This is a genomic window from Pseudomonas sp. P9_2, from assembly GCF_034008255.1.
In the GTDB taxonomy this organism is placed as follows: domain Bacteria; phylum Pseudomonadota; class Gammaproteobacteria; order Pseudomonadales; family Pseudomonadaceae; genus Aquipseudomonas; species Aquipseudomonas synxantha_A.
Genome location: NZ_CP125376.1, coordinates 3,960,669 through 3,976,586, shown reverse-complemented (window position 1 = coordinate 3,976,586; position 15,918 = coordinate 3,960,669). Strand labels below are relative to the sequence as shown.

Here is a 15,918-nt window from a genome sequence, read left to right as displayed (position 1 = left end):
CTGATAGCTCGTATAACAACAAACAATTTGATTGATAACAAGCCAAACTGCAATTTAGGCGCCGTAGCTTCAACCCCGACCCTTGCGAGGATTTGAGATGACCACTGCCGCGCCGATCCTGTTGACCCCTGGCCCCCTGACCACTTCGACCCGCACCCGTCAGGCGATGATGGTGGATTGGGGTTCATGGGACGATCGCTTCAACCAGCTCACCGCCAGCGTCTGCACGCAGCTGCTGGCGATCCTCAATGCTGCCGACAGCCACCATTGCGTGCCGTTGCAGGGCAGCGGCACCTTCGCCGTCGAAGCCGCCATCGGCACGCTGGTCCCGCGCAATGGCAAGGTGTTGGTGCTGATCAACGGCGCCTACGGCAAGCGCCTGGCGAAGATTTGCGAAGTGCTCGGTCGCTCGTTCAGCACCTTTGAAACCGATGAGGACGAGCCCACCACCGCTGCCGATGTAGATCGCCTACTGCTGGCTGACGCGGCCATCACCCACGTCGCGTTGATCCATTGCGAAACCAGTACCGGCATTCTCAACCCGCTGGCGGAGATCGCCCAAGTCGTCAAACGCCACGACAAGCGCCTGATCATCGATGCCATGAGTTCTTTCGGCGCGCTGCCGATCGATGCTCGCGAAGTGCCGTTCGAAGCGCTGATCGCCGCCTCGGGCAAATGCCTGGAAGGCGTACCGGGCATGGGCTTTGTCTTTGCCGAAAAAGCTGCGCTGGCCGCCTCCCAGGGCAACTGCCATTCCCTGGCAATGGACCTGTTCGACCAGCACACCTATATGGCCAAGACCGGCCAATGGCGTTTCACCCCACCGACCCACGTCGTCGCGGCCCTGCATGAAGCGTTGCTGCAATACGCCGAAGAAGGCGGCCTGCCCGCCCGTCATCAACGCTACGCCGACAACTGTCAGGCACTGCTGGACGGCATGGCTGCGCTGGGCCTGCGCAGTTTCCTGCCGGCGGCGATCCAGGCGCCGATCATCGTCACCTTCCACGCACCAAAAGACCCACGCTACCAGTTCAAGGACTTCTACGAACGGGTCAAGGCCAAGGGTTTCATCCTTTACCCCGGCAAGCTGACCCAGGTGGAAACCTTTCGCGTGGGCTGCATCGGCCATGTCGATGCGGCCGGTATGCAGGCGGCGGTCAAGGCTATCGCCGACGTGCTGCAAGAAATGGAAGTGCTGGACATTTGACTGCCCCCATTACCCACAGGACCTGAACCATGAACTATCAAAACCCCAACACCCTCCAGGCCGTTATCCTCGACTGGGCCGGCACCGTGGTCGACTTCGGCTCCTTCGCCCCCACGCAGATTTTTGTCGAGGCGTTTGCCGAGTTCGACGTGCAAGTTTCTATTGAGGAAGCCCGTGGGCCCATGGGCATGGGCAAGTGGGACCATATCCGCACCCTTTGCGATCAGCCGCAGGTTGCCGAGCGCTATCGCAAGGCGTTCGGCCGCACGCCGACCGATGACGACGTGACCGCCATCTACCAGCGTTTCATGCCGCTGCAAATCGAGAAGATCGCCGAACACTCGGCGCTGATCCCCGGCGCCCTCGACACCATCGCAGCGCTCCGGGCGCAAGGGATCAAGATCGGCTCCTGCTCCGGCTACCCCAAGCAAGTGATGGACAAGGTCGTCGCCCTGGCCGCCACCAACGGTTATGTCGCCGACCATGTGGTCGCGACCGACGAAGTTCCCAACGGCCGCCCTTGGCCGGCCCAGGCCCTGGCCAACGTGATCGCCCTGGGCATCGATGATGTGGCCGCGTGCGTGAAGGTCGACGACACCGTGCCGGGTATTCTCGAAGGCCGTCGTGCCGGGATGTGGACCGTAGCGCTGACCTGTTCGGGCAATGCCCTGGGCCTGACCTACGAGCAATTTCGCGCCCTGGGCAGCGCCACACTGGCCAGCGAGCGTCAGCGCATCGAAACAATGTTCGAAGGCTCGCGCCCGCACTACCTGATCGACACCATCAACGACCTGCCGAATGTCATCGTCGACATCAACGCACGCCTGGCACGCGGGGAAATGCCGCAAAGTTACTGACCAGGATCAAGGCAACGGCATTGGCAACGAGCGAAGCGCTCAAAACGGGCATACAGTTAACGTACTCCGTCGCTAAAGAGCGGAGGTATGCCCTGATGAGTGAGGAACACAGCAATGCCGTGGAAAAATTCCGATACGCGCTACAGCACCATGTCGATTGCGCTGCACTGGTTGATGGTAGTGCTGCTGGCGGTGGTCTACGCCTGCATTGAATTACGCGGGCAATTCCCCAAAGGCAGCGGTGCGCGCACGCTGATTGTGGAAATGCACTTTATGTTCGGACTCACCGTGTTTGTGCTGGTGTGGCTGCGCCTGTTCGCACGCAGCCTGGGGGTGGCGCCGAAGATCGTGCCAGCACCGCCGCAATGGCAGAACCTGCTGGCGAAGCTGATGCATTGGGCGCTGTATGCGTTGATGATCGGGTTGCCGATTGCCGGTTGGTTGATCGTCAGTGCCAAGGGGCATTCGGTGATGTTCTATGGGATGGAGTTACCGCCGCTGATTGCAGAAAACAAGGCATTGGCCGAGGAGATTGAAGGCTGGCACGTGCTGTTCGCCCAGATCGGTTACTGGCTGATCGGGCTGCATGCGCTGGCGGGGATCTTTCACCATTATGTGATGCGCGATAACACTGCCTTGCGAATGATGCCGGGCAGGCACAATCCCACCCGTTGACACCTACAGGAAACCTCGGCGGCCTTGCAGGCCGCCAGTGTGGATGAAGATCAAGCGCGTGCCGGGGGCAAAGCGGCCGGCCTCGATCTGTTGCTTCAATGCCAGCAGCGCCTTGCCGGTGTAGAGCGGCTCCAGTGGCACACCGCAGTCCCGTTCGGTGCGCTGGATAAACTCGAGCAGCAGCGGATCGACCTTGGCAAAGCCGCCACGGCAGGCGTCCAGCAACTCATAACCGGTCTGCACAATCGCACTCACATTCTGCGCCACGCCATGATCACCCGGCACAGCCATTGCGCCGTACACCGGATGCGCGCCGGCCTCCGCCAGCACCAGCCCGGCCAGGGTAGTACCGGTGCCCGCCGCCAGCCACCATGCGTCGTAATCCGTCCACCCGAGGTGGCTCAACTGCACCCGCGCCTGCTCCACCAACACCCCACAGCCCAGCGCACCGTCCAGACCACCACCGCCTTCGGGTATCGGATAAAGGTCGGGATACTGCTCGCGCCAGGGCAGCCAGAAACCCGGCTCATGCCGCGCCCGATAACCGCCGTAGCCCAACCAATGCAATTGCATCCCGAAGGTCTTGAGGTCGAGCACCGTGGGAGTGTCTTGGGGATGGCCGCGCAACAGGCCAACCGTGGGAAAATCAAAGCGCTTGCCCGCCGCTGCCAGTGCGTGCAGATGGTTGGAGTGAGCCCCGCCAAGGCTGATAACCCCTTTGGCGCCGGTAGAGCGGGCCTGAGCCAAGTGTTCGGTAAGTTTGAACCACTTGTTGCCGCTGATCAGCGGGTCGATGCGGTCCAGGCGCAGCACGGCCAGCTCGATGCCGTTCAGCCAATCAAGCTGCACAGGTTCAAGGGGCGCATAAGGCAGCCAATCGAAAGGGCCCATCGGCAGGTATCTGAATGAGAAAGGGGCGGCAAGTCTAACACCGCCCCTGTTGTCGCCTTACAACTCGGCAGCCAGGCGCGAGCCCTGGTTGATGGCGCGCTTGGCATCCAGCTCGGCCGCCACATCGGCGCCGCCGATCAGGTGCACGTTCTGGCCGGCAGCAACCAGGCCGTCATGCAGTTCGCGCAGTGGGTCCTGGCCGGCGCAGATGACAATGTTGTCCACCGCCAGCACCTGCGGTTCACCCTCGGCGCCGATGCGGATATGCAAGCCTGCGTCATCGATCTTCAAGTACTCGACGCTGTTGAGCATCTGCACCTGTTTGTTCTTCAAGCCGGTACGGTGAATCCAGCCGGTGGTCTTGCCCAGGCCGTCGCCAACCTTGGAAGCCTTGCGTTGCAGCAGGAACACCTCGCGGGCCGGCGCATGGCGCTCGGGCTTGATCCCGGCCACCCCGCCACGTGCTTCCAGTTGGGTATCGATGCCCCACTCTTTCCAGAACGCCTCTCGATCCAGGCTGGTAGACACGCCTTGGTGTACGAGGAATTCCGATACATCGAAACCGATGCCGCCGGCGCCGATCACCGCCACACGCTTGCCCACCGGCTTGCGCTCCAGGATCACATCCAGGTAACTCAACACCTTGGCGTTCTCGACGCCCGGGATCGCCGGGGTGCGCGGCGCGATACCGGTGGCCAGGATCACCTCGTCATAATCACCTGCCACCAGCTGCTCGACGCCCACACGGGTGTTCAGGCACAGCTCTACGTGAGTGGTCTGCAATTTGCGTTTGAAGTAACGCAGGGTTTCGAAAAACTCTTCCTTGCCCGGCACGCGCTTGGCGATATTGAACTGGCCGCCAATCTCGCTGGCGGAATCGAACAAGGTCACCTGATGCCCACGCTCAGCGGCAACAGTGGCAGCGGCCAGACCGGCAGGGCCGGCGCCGACCACCGCGATTTTCTTGATCTGCTTGACGGGCAGGTAATTGAGTTCGGTTTCATAGCAGGCGCGCGGGTTGACCAAACAGGTGGTCAGCTTGCCGCCGAAGGTGTGGTCCAGGCACGCCTGGTTGCAGCCGATGCAGGTGTTGATCTCATCGGCGCGCCCAGCGGCAGCCTTGTTGACGAACTCCGGATCGGCCAGAAACGGGCGCGCCATCGAGACCATGTCGGCATCGCCTTCGGCCAGGATCTGCTCGGCGATTTCCGGGGTGTTGATGCGGTTGGTGGTGATCAGCGGAATCTGCACCACACCGCGCAATTTGGCGGTGACTTTGCTGAAGGCGCCCCGCGGGACCTTGGTGGCGATGGTCGGGATACGCGCTTCGTGCCAGCCGATACCGGTATTGATGATCGTCGCGCCAGCCTGCTCGATAGCCTTGGCCAACTGCACGATTTCCTTCCACACGCTGCCGCCTTCCACTAGGTCAAGCATCGACAGGCGGAAGATAATGATGAAGTTCGGGCCGACGGCCTCGCGTACGCGACGCACGATCTCCACCGCCAGGCGCATACGGTTTTCAAAGCTGCCGCCCCAACGGTCGGTGCGATGGTTGGTCTGGGCGGCGAGGAACTGGTTAATGAAGTAGCCCTCCGAACCCATGATTTCCACACCGTCGTATTCGGCGGCCTGGGCCAGCAATGAGCAGGTGACGAAATCCTGAATCTGCTTCTCGATGCCCTCTTCATCCAATTCCTTGGGCTTGAACGGGTTGATCGGCGCCTGGATCGCACTCGGCGCCACCTGCTTGGGGCTGTAGGCATAACGCCCGGCGTGAAGGATCTGCATGCAGATCTTGCCGCCCGCCTCGTGCACCGCCTGGGTGACGATCTTGTGCTTGAGCGCCTCTTCTTCAGTGGTCAGCTTGGCTGCCCCGGCGTATACCCCGCCTTCATCATTCGGGCCAATGCCGCCGGTGACCATCAGGCCTACGCCGCCACGGGCGCGCTCGGCAAAGTAGGCCGCCATGCGCTCGAAACCGCCGGGCTTTTCTTCCAGGCCGGTGTGCATCGAGCCCATCAGGGTACGGTTGCGCAAGGTGGTAAAACCCAGGTCCAACGGGGCCAGCAGGTGCGGGTAGGCAGCAGCGGTCATGGTACAGCTCCACAACGGATCATCACGGGACGTGGCGCACTCGAACGGTGTGCCATCGGTTTATGTCCCACAGACTAAGAGGCGGTGGACCACGGCTCAATGACTGAAACTGACAAGTTATTGATCCAAATGCACAGCGCCCCTTGGCAAGCCGCGCCATGGGCCCTACCCTAGTCGCGAACCCTGCACCTGGTCTGTTGTCTGTTGCCCCATGCGTAAACTTCTAGCGTTCACCGTCACCATGGCCCTGGTTGCCGCCCTCGCCGCGTATCTGGTCTGGACCCAGGAGCGCCCCGTGGCGCATTACCTGTCGGACCTGCGTATTACCCTCGCCGTCAATGAGGGCGAACCAGCCGACCGTGGCAACCTGCTCGGCATTCAGCCAGAGCTGTTCCCTGCCGACTATCAAAGCCTGGAACGCCTGCATTTGAAGCTGTCGAGCTACCTGCAAAAAGCGCGCGACCAAGGCCTGATCAACGCCAAGACCATCGTGGTGCTGCCCGAACATATCGGCACCTGGCTGATGCTCAAGGGCGAAAAAAACGAGCTGTACCAGGCCGCGCATTTGAAGGATGCGATGAACTGGCTGTCGATCAGCAACCCACTGCAGTTTGCGAAAGCCTGGATCAGCGCCACCGGCGACAACCGCATGGATGACGCCTACCTGCGCATGAAGGCCCCTGCCATGGCGCGCGACTATCAAGTGGTGTTCGGCGGGCTGGCAAAAGAATTTGGCGTAACCCTGGTGGCAGGCTCCATCGCCCTGCCCAACCCGAGCGTGATTCAGGGCCAGTTGGAAGTCGGCCATGGCGCGCTGTACAACGCCAGCGTGGTGTTTGCCGCCGACGGTTTGCCACTGGGCCAACCGCAGCGCCAGCTCTACCCGATCTACGATGAGCGTGGCTTTATCGAGCCAGGCGATGAGAATGTCGTCAGCGTGGTGGATACGCCTGCCGGGCGCCTGGGCACCCTGGTCGGCAGCGACAGCTGGTACCCGGACAACTATCGCAAGCTTAACGAGCAAGGTGCGCAACTGATCGCAGTACCGGCCTTCGTCACTGGCCGCGACACCTGGGACCGTCCATGGCGCGGGTTCAAGAGCGTGTCGACGCCTTCCGAAGTCAGCCTCAAACCCGAAGAAACCAGCGAAGGCGCCGCCTGGCGCCGCCTCACCCTGATCAGCCAGCAGCCCGTCAGCCAGGCGATGGCGGGCATGAGCGTATTTTTACGTGGGCAGTTCTGGGACCTGGGCAGCGCCGGCCAGAGTTTTCTGAGCAGCAACGGGCAAGTGTTCGCCGACGGCGATGCCCGTGGCGCGCGCCTGCTGAATATCTGGCTGTAGCCCTTGAAGCCGGTGCGCCTGGGGGATCTGTCGGTGGGCTTCGTGCACACCCTGGCCGATGCCATCCAGAGCCACGGCCTGGACCCGCAACCGCTGTTGCTGCAATACGGCCTGGACCCTGCACGCCTGGCTGAAGCCGGTGCACGCCTGTCGATCCCGCGCTATATGCGCCTGGGCCACGCGGCCATCCAACTGACCGGCGACCCGGGCCTGGGCCTGCGCATGGGCCAACTCAGCCGCTTGAGCCAGGCCGGCCTGGCCGGTGTCACCGCCGCCCAGGCCCCCAATGTGCGCGAAGCGGCGCGCACGCTCACACGCTTTGAAGCGCTGTACGGCTCCAACTATCGCGGGCAATCGAGCTTTCATGAAGATGCCGAAGGCGCCTGGCTGCGGTTCTACTCCATCAGCCCCTACAACGCCTATAACCGCTTTGTGGTGGACTCGATCATCGCCGGTTGGCTGCAACAATTATCCAGCCTGGCGCAACAGCCGGTGCAGGCACAACGGATAGAAATCGAATTCGACGCGCCGGACTATCACGAACACTACAACGTGCTGGGAAGCGGCGTGATGCACTTCGGCGCCGATGCCAATCAACTGCGTCTGAGCCAACCCACCTTGGCGCTGCGCAACCCACAGCACTGCCCAAGTACCTGGCACCTGTTGCTGCAGCTGTGTGAAAGGGAGTTGGAGCAGCTGACTCGCACCCGCAGCCTGCGTGAACGCATCACGCGGTTGCTCGGGCCGATGCTCAATGGCGGCCGGGAACCCGACCTGGAAGAGGTGGCGGCACGCTTGAAACTGCCGACCTGGACATTACGGCGCAAACTGGCCGAGGAAGGCACACAGTTTCGCGCAATTCTCAACGACACCCGCCGCGACCTGGCCATGACCTATATTCGCGATACCGAGCTGGCATTTGGCGAGATCGCCTACTTGCTTGGTTTTGCTTCAGCCCAAGCCTTCCAGAGGGCCTTCAGGCGCTGGAATAACCAGACCCCAGGGGAATTTCGCCGCAGTCAGCGGCATTCCGCCTGAAGTCGGGTTACAGCTCGGTGGCATCGTCGGCCGGATCCAGCGGGTCCAACTCGAATGCCTGGTACTCCAGCAGTTCTTCCTGGTAATCGTCCATGGTGGACTCCTTCTTCAAATGAAAGCGGTGGCAGGTAAATGACCTGCGAACCCAGCCTAAAGTGCCGTCATGACGAAAAAATGTCGACGTTGTGACATTCCTGCGCTTGAAAAGTTAAACGCGACAGGCGCCGGATAATTTAATCCCATGACTTGAGGTGCGATTGCAATCATTGCAACTGCAATCACATTTCCAGTAGGGTACAAATATCCGTTGAAAGGAGCCTGGACCCATGCCTGCCTCTATCGCGCATTCTGCGCAGAGCTGCATCGACGCACTCAGCACCGCCGCCTGCCCGGGCAACTCGCCGCTGTATACGGTGATGAGCATGGCCAATACCCTGGAATCCAGCCGGCACGCCTGGGTGATCCGTGGCCAGTCATGCAGCCGCCGCGTGGGCAACTGGCCTATCTGGTTTGCGCGCAATCGCGGCGAAAAACCCCTGCTCTATCTGCACAGCGCAGTGTCGTCTGCACAGTTGTGCGCACTGTCGGAGCAGACCGCCCAACGTGGCATCTTTTGCAATGACATCGAGAACCAGCCTTCCCCGTGGCCCAAGGGCACGCACCCGTCATTGCCAGTATGGCTGGCGACCCATCCACGCTGCACACCCTACGATCCCGCCTCGGGAGACGAAGCTCGAGCGATTGTGCTGGCAGGACTACGCACGCTGTACGTCGACGGCCAGCCAGGTTTTTATTATTTGGCGCTGCATGACCAGGATGCCCCCACGACACTGACTGCCCAAGACCGAGAGGATGCCCACAAAGGCATGTATCCGATCCAGCGTGGCCAAGCAGCAGATGTGCGCCTGCTCGGTGCTGGCCGGGCGCTGGAAGAGGTGATGTTCGCCGCAGAGTTGCTGGAACAGGACTGGAATATTACGGCGCAGGTGTGGAGCAGCCCCAGCTACACACGGTTGGCCCGTGAGGCGGCGACCGCGGAGCGCTGGAACCGCTTGCACCCCTTGGCCCCCACGCGCAGCTGCCATTTACGTGATTGCCTGGCAGGCAGTAGCGCACCCGTCATTGCCGTCACCGGTTATCCGCAGGTGATTGTCGATCAATTAGCCGCGCATGTAGATGCACGATTTATCGCCTTGGGCGCAGGCTCGGTGCAGGCCCATGCGCCGAGCCGCTATTGGATTGTGGCTTCAGCGTTAAGAGCGCTGGCCGATGAAGGGCGTACCGACATGCAGCAGGTGGAAAACGCACTGCAGCGCTATCACCTGAAGTGAGGGGGAATGCAATTGCGCAAGCACGACCCCCCCGCACTGAGGCTGTTTTCGAACCTACGATTTACGTCGGCTGCGCACTTGCACACCCGCATCCATCGCCAAGCCCGCCGTGCGCTCCAGGGCATCGGCAAATGCCTGGCGCTGCTCGGGTTCGATTTGTGAAAGGAACAGCTCGTCCACAGTGCTTTCGTAGATTTTCCACATGCTCTTGCGCAGCGCTCGACCCGTGTCCGTGATCGAGGCAAACGCCGCACGACCGTCGCCATCGGAGCGGGAACGCACTACCAGGCCGTCCTTTTCCAGGCGGTCCACCAGGCGCGTGAGGTTATAGCGCTCAATGGCCAGCACATCGGCCAGTTCGTGCATACGCCGGGTGCCGCCGGGCCCGCTTTCCAGGCCCCACAACGCATCGTACCAGGCGTACGGCGGCAGGCCCGCCGCAGCCAGGCGCCGCTCGATTTCACGGATGACCGTCCTGTGAGCCCTGACAAAACGGAACCATACATCCGGCTCTTTCGACGACATGCAACACCATCCGGGGAATTTCAAGAAGGTTGCAATAGTAGCTCATCCCGCGCTAGATTCTGGCACGTCGTTGCAATTGCAACTACATTTGCATCACTCCCACGAGGAGCTTGCTGCTTGAATCCGCCTACCCTGGAGCCTCACATGACCCCGAATGACCCAGTAAGACTCGACGATGATCCGCAGGAAACCCGCGAATGGCTGGACTCCATCGAATCGGTGCTGTCCACCGAGGGCCGTCCACGCGCTCATTACCTGATCGATCAGTTGCTGGATTTCGACGTTGCACGGCATGGCGACTTCTACGGGCGGGTGACCACCCCCTATGTCAATACCATCCCGGTTGAGCGCCAGTTGCCCTACCCCGGTAACCAGGCCATCGAGCGGCGCACCAATGCGTTCATCCGCTGGAATGCCATGGCGATGGTATTGCGCGCGGGCAAACACTCAGGCGTAGGTGGGCATATCGCCACCTATGCGTCAGCCGCCGTGCTGTATGACGTAGGCTTCGATCATTTTTTCCGTGGCCGAACCGACGCATTCGACGGCGACCTGGTGTATATCCAGGGCCATTCCTCACCAGGCATTTATGGCCGTGCCTACCTGGAGGGCCGTATCAGCGAAGCGCAGCTGGATAACTTTCGTCGCGAGGCCGGTGGCGAGGGTTTGTCTTCCTACCCTCACCCACGGTTGATGCCGGACTTCTGGCAATTCCCTACGGTCTCCATGGGCCTGGGACCGATCACTGCCGCGTACCAGGCGCGTTTTATGCGGTACCTGGAGTTCCGAGACCTCAAGCAGCATCAGGGCCGCAAGGTTTGGGCATTCCTCGGCGATGGCGAAATGGACCAGCCCGAATCCCTGGCGGCCATCTCCCTGGCGGGCCGCGAAAAACTCGACAACCTGATCTTCGTGGTCAACTGCAACCTGCAACGCCTGGATGGTCCGGTGCGCGGCAATGCCAAGGTGATCCAGGAATTCGAGAGCCTGTACCGCGCCGCCGGCTGGAATGTGATCAAGGTGATCTGGGGCAGCGGCTGGGACGCACTGCTGGAAAAGGACCAGAGCGGCCTGCTGCGCCAACGCATGATGGAATGCGTGGATGGCGACTACCAGAATTACAAATCCCAGAATGGCGCTTATGTGCGTGAACACTTCTTTGGCAAATACCCGCAGTTGCTCGCACTGGTTGCGGACATGTCCGACGACGACATCTGGAAACTCTCACGGGGCGGGCATGACCCGGACAAGGTCTACAACGCCTACGCCGCCGCCGTGCGCCACAAGGGCCAGCCCACGGTGATACTGGCCAAGACGGTCAAGGGCTTCGGCATGGGTGAAGCTGGCGAAGGCCAAAACATCAACCATCAGCTGAAGAAGATGGGGGCCGAAGCGGTAAAAGCTTTCCGCGACCGTTTCGGCCTGGAGGTCGACGATGACCGGCTCGAAGAAATCCCCTACCTCAAACCCGCCGTCGACAGCGAAGAGGCCCACTACTTTGCCGCACGACGGCAGGCACTGGGAGGCTATGTGCCAGCGCGCCACACGAGCGTTGCGCCGCTGCAAATCCCCGAGCTGAGCGCCTTCGCCACCCAACTCAAAGACACCGGTGAGCGCGCCATCTCCACCACCATGGCCTTTGTGCGCATCCTCGGCACGCTGCTCAAGGACACGCATTTGGGCAAGCTGATCGTGCCTATTGTGCCGGATGAGTCGCGCACCTTTGGCATGGAAAGCCTGTTCCGCCAGATCGGTATCCACTCAGCCGTCGGCCAGCTCTATACCCCACAGGACGCCGGGCAATTGAGCTACTACAAAGAGAGCAAAGACGGACAGATCATGCAGGAAGGGCTGAATGAATCCGGCGCTATTTCTTCCTGGATCGCGGCAAGTACCTCCTATAGCAACCATGGCCTGATGACCGTGCCGTTCTATATTTTCTACTCGATGTTCGGCTTCCAGCGTGTCGGCGACCTGGCCTGGGCGGCGGGCGATGCGCGAGCGCGGGGCTTCCTGCTGGGCGCCACGGCCGGGCGCACCACGCTGATGGGGGAAGGCTTGCAACACGACGACGGGCACAGCCATATCCTGGCGTCGGTGATTCCCTGCTGCGTGGCCTATGACCCGACTTTTGCCTACGAACTGGCGGTGATTATTCGCGAGGGTATGCGGCGCATGTATGTCGAACAGGAGGACATCTATTACTACATAACCCTGCTCAACGAAAACTATCCGCACCCGGCGATGCCGGAAGGCGTTGAAGAAGGCATTCTCAAGGGCATGTATCCGCTGAGCAGCCACCCGCAGGCAAAGGTACAGCTCATGGGCAGCGGTTCAATCTTGCGCGAAGTGATCGCCGCAGCCGAGTTGCTCGCCAAGGATTTCGCCGTGCACAGCGATGTCTGGAGCGTCACCAGCCTGACCGAATTGCGCCGTGATGGGCACGCCGCCGAGCGCTGGAACCTCCTGCACCCGCAAAGCGAGCCGCGCCAAAGCTACGTCGAAACCTGCCTTGCCGGGAGAACCGGCGCTGTGGTGGTGGCCACGGACTACATGAAGTTGTTCGCCGACCAGATTCGCCCCTTCGTGCATAACCGCCGTTTTGTCGCACTGGGTACCGACGGTTTCGGGCAATCGGACACCCGCGAGGCATTGCGCGAGTTCTTCGAGGTAGACCGGCACTTTATCGCTTTAGCAGCGTTGAAGGCGTTGGCTGATGACGGTGTGATTGGTCGTGACAACGTCGCCCTGGCCATCAGCCGCTACGGGATCAACGTCGACAAGGCCGATCCCGTAGCCATCTGAGTTACTGCGCAGGCGCTGGCAGGGGCGGTATTGCCTCTGTCGGCGCAGGCAGGTTGGGATTGGTCGGCGCCGGCGCAGGTTCGGTTGCTGGCGTCGAGGCAGGCGCAGGTTCCGGGGTCGGTGCGATCGGCGCAGCCTCAGGTGGCGGTGCCAGGGGTTGTGAAGCGGCAGGCGCGACAGGTGCCTCCTTCGGCGCCTCGACCTTCTCGGCTACTGGAGCGGCTACCGGAGCGACCTTGGGTTCAGGCATACCCAGGTCAGCCTTGGGCTGCTCGGGTATATGCTCGGCCTGCTTGACCTCTTGCGGCAGGAACACATCCACCAGCGCAAAGTAACGCTCGTAGAACTTCGGTGCCGAGACGGTCTCGCTCGCGACTTTCACCATCGAGTCGTCAGTGGAGCCGATCGGCATCGACACCGAACCCAACACACCCACGCCGAGGCTGGCGGAGTTGTTGACCTTCTTGAGCGCATAGCGATCCTGCAAGGCGTTGGCAAACATCGTCGAGTGATTGCTGCCTTTGCCATCAGCAGCGCACACCACGTTGAAGCTGATCTGCAGATGGGTCTCGCCGGTCTGCTGGAAACTCTTGTTGCCCGCCACCAGCTTAGGATCGCTGCTGGTAATGATGTAACCCTGGCTCAGCAGAGCGCGGCGCGCCGCTTCACACGCCGCTACATCGCTGACCGGGTAATCGCGGGAAAACGTACCGGAATCGTCGAAATTCTCATGTTCATAGATAGCGGTCTTGGGTGAGGAGCAGCCCGCGGCGCCCGCCAGCACCAGCGCCAACCCGAGGCTACGCAAGTGAAATGATGTCGACATTGAAAATCCTGTGGAAAACGGTCCGGACGGTATTGTGCAACAGAACGCGGCCTTGAAGCGCGCATTCCTGTCGGTTAAAAATCTCAGCCTTGTGAAGCGGCGTCAGTAGGAAAAAGCCCGGCACACATATGGTCGATAAACACGCGCAATTTGGCCGAGGCATGGCGACTGGCCGGCCACAGCAACCAGAAACTGCCGCGGTGTTCGAGGTGCTCATCCAGCACGCGCTGCAAGGCCCCTTGCGCAACCGCCTCGTTGACCATGTAGTCCGGCAGACACGCAATACCGAGACCTTCCTGGGCCACATGCTTGAGAGACTCAATGGTGCTGCTGACCAGCGGCGCACGCAAGCTCGGCTCCGCCGCGCCCGGCACCAGTCGCAGCGGCCAGGGCTCGAGTTTGCCGGAGGCGCAGAATTTATGCCGAAGGCAGGCGTGATGACTCAAGTCCTGGGGCAGGAGTGGCGTGCCGTATTGGTCGAAATAGCCGGGCGTACCGACAAGTACCAGTTGGTAATGCCCCAGATGGCGCGCCATCAAGCGCGAGTCTTGCGGCTTGCCGGTGCGGATCACCGCGTCGAAGCCTTCATCGATGACATCCACCATACGGTCGGAAAAATCCACGTCCAACTCGATATCCGGATAGGCGCGCATAAAGCCACTGATCACCGGCATCAACAACCCCCGCACTTGGGGCACGCTGATACGCAGTTTGCCTTGCGGGGTAGCACTGGCCTCGCTCAACTCCAGCTCAGCCGCTTCCACTTCCGCCAGGATACGCCGCGAGCGTTCCAGCAACAGCGCGCCCTCACTGGTCAGGGTGATACTGCGGGTGCTTCGATGAAACAGCCTGACACCCAGGCGCTCCTCCATGCGTGCGATGCTTTTGCCTACCGCAGAGGATGACACGCCCAATACCCGCCCTGCGGTGGTGAAGCTACGCGTTTGCGCAACCTGTACGAATACCGAGAGCCCGCTCAGACTGTCCATGCTGATGCCTTGGTCAATTGCGGACAAAAATGTCCGATAAGTTCGGCACCTTAGCCTGTTTTTCCGCGCATCGCAGCCCCCTACCCTGTTTCCTTGCCCCTTCAAGGAGACTCCCATGAACAACAACGCTTCATTGGCCGCTACGGCGCCCGTGCATGAACCCTTGCCATTGGCAGGGTTGCTGGCCCTGGCCTCGGCCGGCTTTATCACCATCCTCACCGAGGCCATGCCCGCCGGGCTGCTGCCGCAAATGAGCGAAGGGCTGGAAGTGTCACAGGCGCTGGTCGGGCAGTTGGTGACGCTCTACGCCCTGGGCTCATTGCTCGCGGCCATCCCGCTGACCTTGCTGACCCGTGGCTGGCGTCGCAGGCCTCTGCTGTTGATCGCCATAGGCGGCTTTGCCTTGGTCAACAGTGTCACCGCGTTTTCCAGCCACTACGGCGTGACCTTGATCGCTCGCTTCTTTGCGGGTGTATTCGCCGGGCTGCTGTGGGCGCTGTTGGCAGGCTACGCCAGCCGCATGGTTGCCCCTCATCTGCAGGGTCGGGCGATCGCCGTGGCCATGCTCGGTGCGCCGCTGGCCTTGTCCCTCGGCGTACCTGCTGGCACCCTGCTTGGCACGCTGGTCGGTTGGCGCAGCAGCTTTGCCATCATGACCGGCCTGACCCTGTTACTGCTGGTGTGGGCGCGCTGGCAATTGCCGGATTTTGCCGGTGAAGCAGCCAGCAAACGTCTGAGCTTGAATCGCGTGCTGGCCCTGCCGGGAATCCGCCCCGTGCTGTGGGTGACCTTCACCTATGTGTTGGCTCATAACATCCTCTACACCTACATCGCTCCCTTGCTGGTGCCCGCCGGCATCGGCAGCAAGATCGACCAGGTGTTACTGGTGTTCGGCTTGATGGCGTTGGCAAGCATCTGGTTGGTGGGGATATGGATTGATCAACACCTGCGGTTGCTGACCCTCATCAGTTGCGCGATGTTCGCCGCAGCTGCCCTGCTCCTGGGTTTCTGGACCAGCTCTGCGATCTGCATCTACATCAGCGTGGCGGCCTGGGGCCTGGCTTTCGGAGGCCTGCCGGCCCTGCTGCAAACCGCACTCGCGAAGTCGGCCGGCAACTCGGCCGATGCCGCGCAATCCATGCTGGTCACCGCGTGGAACCTTGGCATTGCCGGGGGTGGGCTGGCTGGCGGCTTGATGCTCCAACACTGGGGCGTCATCGCATTTCCATGGGCAGTGCTGGGGTTGATAGCGCTGGCGCTGGGTGCAATGACGGGCAAGGCCTGGCACGGCCGATGACAAGTTTGTTTACAACTTATTCCTCTACTTCCTATCAT

At 61.4% G+C, this 15,918-nt stretch carries 13 protein-coding genes; 8 read left to right on the top strand and 5 right to left on the bottom strand.

Annotated features, from left to right (window positions below; genetic code table 11):
• Positions 1–97 precede the first annotated feature (97 nt).
• From QMK52_RS17835 to QMK52_RS17825, 3 genes are all read left to right on the top strand, one after another.
• Positions 98–1,207, top strand: a complete 1,110-nt coding sequence (locus tag QMK52_RS17835; protein WP_005789260.1) for a 2-aminoethylphosphonate--pyruvate transaminase — start codon at positions 98–100, stop codon at positions 1,205–1,207.
• Positions 1,208–1,236: 29 nt separating this feature from the next.
• Positions 1,237–2,064, top strand: coding sequence for a phosphonoacetaldehyde hydrolase (phnX, locus tag QMK52_RS17830; RefSeq protein WP_005789262.1), 828 nt, complete (start codon positions 1,237–1,239; stop codon positions 2,062–2,064).
• A 114-nt stretch (positions 2,065–2,178) separates the two neighbouring features.
• A complete protein-coding gene (locus QMK52_RS17825; RefSeq protein WP_005789264.1) occupies positions 2,179–2,739 on the top strand; it encodes a cytochrome b in 561 nt (186 codons plus the stop codon).
• Positions 2,740–2,742: 3 nt separating this feature from the next.
• Here QMK52_RS17825 and QMK52_RS17820 read toward each other — a convergent pair whose 3' ends face one another.
• Positions 2,743–3,630, bottom strand: coding sequence for a 1-aminocyclopropane-1-carboxylate deaminase/D-cysteine desulfhydrase (locus tag QMK52_RS17820; RefSeq protein ID WP_005789266.1), 888 nt, complete (start codon positions 3,628–3,630; stop codon positions 2,743–2,745).
• A gap of 57 nt (positions 3,631–3,687) precedes the next feature.
• A complete protein-coding gene (locus QMK52_RS17815; protein ID WP_005789268.1) occupies positions 3,688–5,727 on the bottom strand; it encodes an NADPH-dependent 2,4-dienoyl-CoA reductase in 2,040 nt (679 codons plus the stop codon).
• 211 nt (positions 5,728–5,938) lie between these two features.
• Between QMK52_RS17815 and QMK52_RS17810 the strand changes: the two genes are divergently transcribed.
• From QMK52_RS17810 to QMK52_RS17800, 3 genes are all read left to right on the top strand, one after another.
• Positions 5,939–7,069, top strand: coding sequence for a carbon-nitrogen hydrolase family protein (locus QMK52_RS17810; protein WP_005789270.1), 1,131 nt, complete (start codon positions 5,939–5,941; stop codon positions 7,067–7,069).
• Positions 7,070–7,072: 3 nt separating this feature from the next.
• On the top strand, positions 7,073–8,107 hold the full coding sequence (locus QMK52_RS17805) for an AraC family transcriptional regulator (RefSeq protein ID WP_005789272.1): 1,035 nt from the start codon (positions 7,073–7,075) through the stop codon (positions 8,105–8,107).
• Between the two features lie 326 nt (positions 8,108–8,433).
• Complete coding sequence (locus QMK52_RS17800; protein ID WP_194438627.1) at positions 8,434–9,438, top strand: transketolase-like TK C-terminal-containing protein; 1,005 nt, start codon at positions 8,434–8,436, stop codon at positions 9,436–9,438.
• 54 nt (positions 9,439–9,492) lie between these two features.
• Here the strand turns inward: QMK52_RS17800 and QMK52_RS17795 are convergent, their stop codons facing one another.
• On the bottom strand, positions 9,493–9,963 hold the full coding sequence (locus tag QMK52_RS17795) for a MarR family winged helix-turn-helix transcriptional regulator (RefSeq protein ID WP_005789278.1): 471 nt from the start codon (positions 9,961–9,963) through the stop codon (positions 9,493–9,495).
• 144 nt (positions 9,964–10,107) lie between these two features.
• Here QMK52_RS17795 and aceE point away from each other — a divergent pair, with 144 nt between their 5' ends.
• The gene (aceE, locus tag QMK52_RS17790; RefSeq protein WP_320403157.1) at positions 10,108–12,768 is read left to right on the top strand and encodes a pyruvate dehydrogenase (acetyl-transferring), homodimeric type; all 2,661 of its coding nucleotides are present in this window, start codon (positions 10,108–10,110) and stop codon (positions 12,766–12,768) included.
• 1 nt (position 12,769) lies between these two features.
• Here the strand turns inward: aceE and QMK52_RS17785 are convergent, their stop codons facing one another.
• A complete protein-coding gene (locus tag QMK52_RS17785) occupies positions 12,770–13,594 on the bottom strand; it encodes a DUF2242 domain-containing protein (RefSeq protein WP_005789281.1) in 825 nt (274 codons plus the stop codon).
• A gap of 83 nt (positions 13,595–13,677) precedes the next feature.
• Positions 13,678–14,583 carry a LysR family transcriptional regulator gene (locus tag QMK52_RS17780; protein WP_005789283.1) on the bottom strand — a complete coding sequence of 302 codons (906 nt, stop codon included), beginning with the start codon at positions 14,581–14,583 and terminating at the stop codon, positions 13,678–13,680.
• Positions 14,584–14,698: 115 nt separating this feature from the next.
• On the opposite strand from QMK52_RS17780, the gene QMK52_RS17775 reads away from it, so the two are divergent.
• Complete coding sequence (locus tag QMK52_RS17775; protein WP_005789285.1) at positions 14,699–15,880, top strand: MFS transporter; 1,182 nt, start codon at positions 14,699–14,701, stop codon at positions 15,878–15,880.
• Positions 15,881–15,918 lie beyond the last annotated feature (38 nt).

Excerpts from the sequence above, each read along its gene's own strand:
- QMK52_RS17835 (WP_005789260.1), top strand. The coding sequence starts at position 98 with ATGACCACTGCCGCGCCGATCCTGTTGACCCCTGGCCCCCTGACCACT.
- phnX (WP_005789262.1), top strand. The coding sequence starts at position 1,237 with ATGAACTATCAAAACCCCAACACCCTCCAGGCCGTTATCCTCGACTGG.
- QMK52_RS17825 (WP_005789264.1), top strand. The coding sequence starts at position 2,179 with ATGCCGTGGAAAAATTCCGATACGCGCTACAGCACCATGTCGATTGCG.
- QMK52_RS17820 (WP_005789266.1), bottom strand. The coding sequence starts at position 3,630 with ATGGGCCCTTTCGATTGGCTGCCTTATGCGCCCCTTGAACCTGTGCAG.
- QMK52_RS17815 (WP_005789268.1), bottom strand. The coding sequence starts at position 5,727 with ATGACCGCTGCTGCCTACCCGCACCTGCTGGCCCCGTTGGACCTGGGT.
- QMK52_RS17810 (WP_005789270.1), top strand. The coding sequence starts at position 5,939 with ATGCGTAAACTTCTAGCGTTCACCGTCACCATGGCCCTGGTTGCCGCC.
- QMK52_RS17800 (WP_194438627.1), top strand. The coding sequence starts at position 8,434 with ATGCCTGCCTCTATCGCGCATTCTGCGCAGAGCTGCATCGACGCACTC.
- QMK52_RS17795 (WP_005789278.1), bottom strand. The coding sequence starts at position 9,963 with ATGTCGTCGAAAGAGCCGGATGTATGGTTCCGTTTTGTCAGGGCTCAC.
- aceE (WP_320403157.1), top strand. The coding sequence starts at position 10,108 with ATGACCCCGAATGACCCAGTAAGACTCGACGATGATCCGCAGGAAACC.
- QMK52_RS17785 (WP_005789281.1), bottom strand. The coding sequence starts at position 13,594 with ATGTCGACATCATTTCACTTGCGTAGCCTCGGGTTGGCGCTGGTGCTG.
- QMK52_RS17780 (WP_005789283.1), bottom strand. The coding sequence starts at position 14,583 with ATGGACAGTCTGAGCGGGCTCTCGGTATTCGTACAGGTTGCGCAAACG.
- QMK52_RS17775 (WP_005789285.1), top strand. The coding sequence starts at position 14,699 with ATGAACAACAACGCTTCATTGGCCGCTACGGCGCCCGTGCATGAACCC.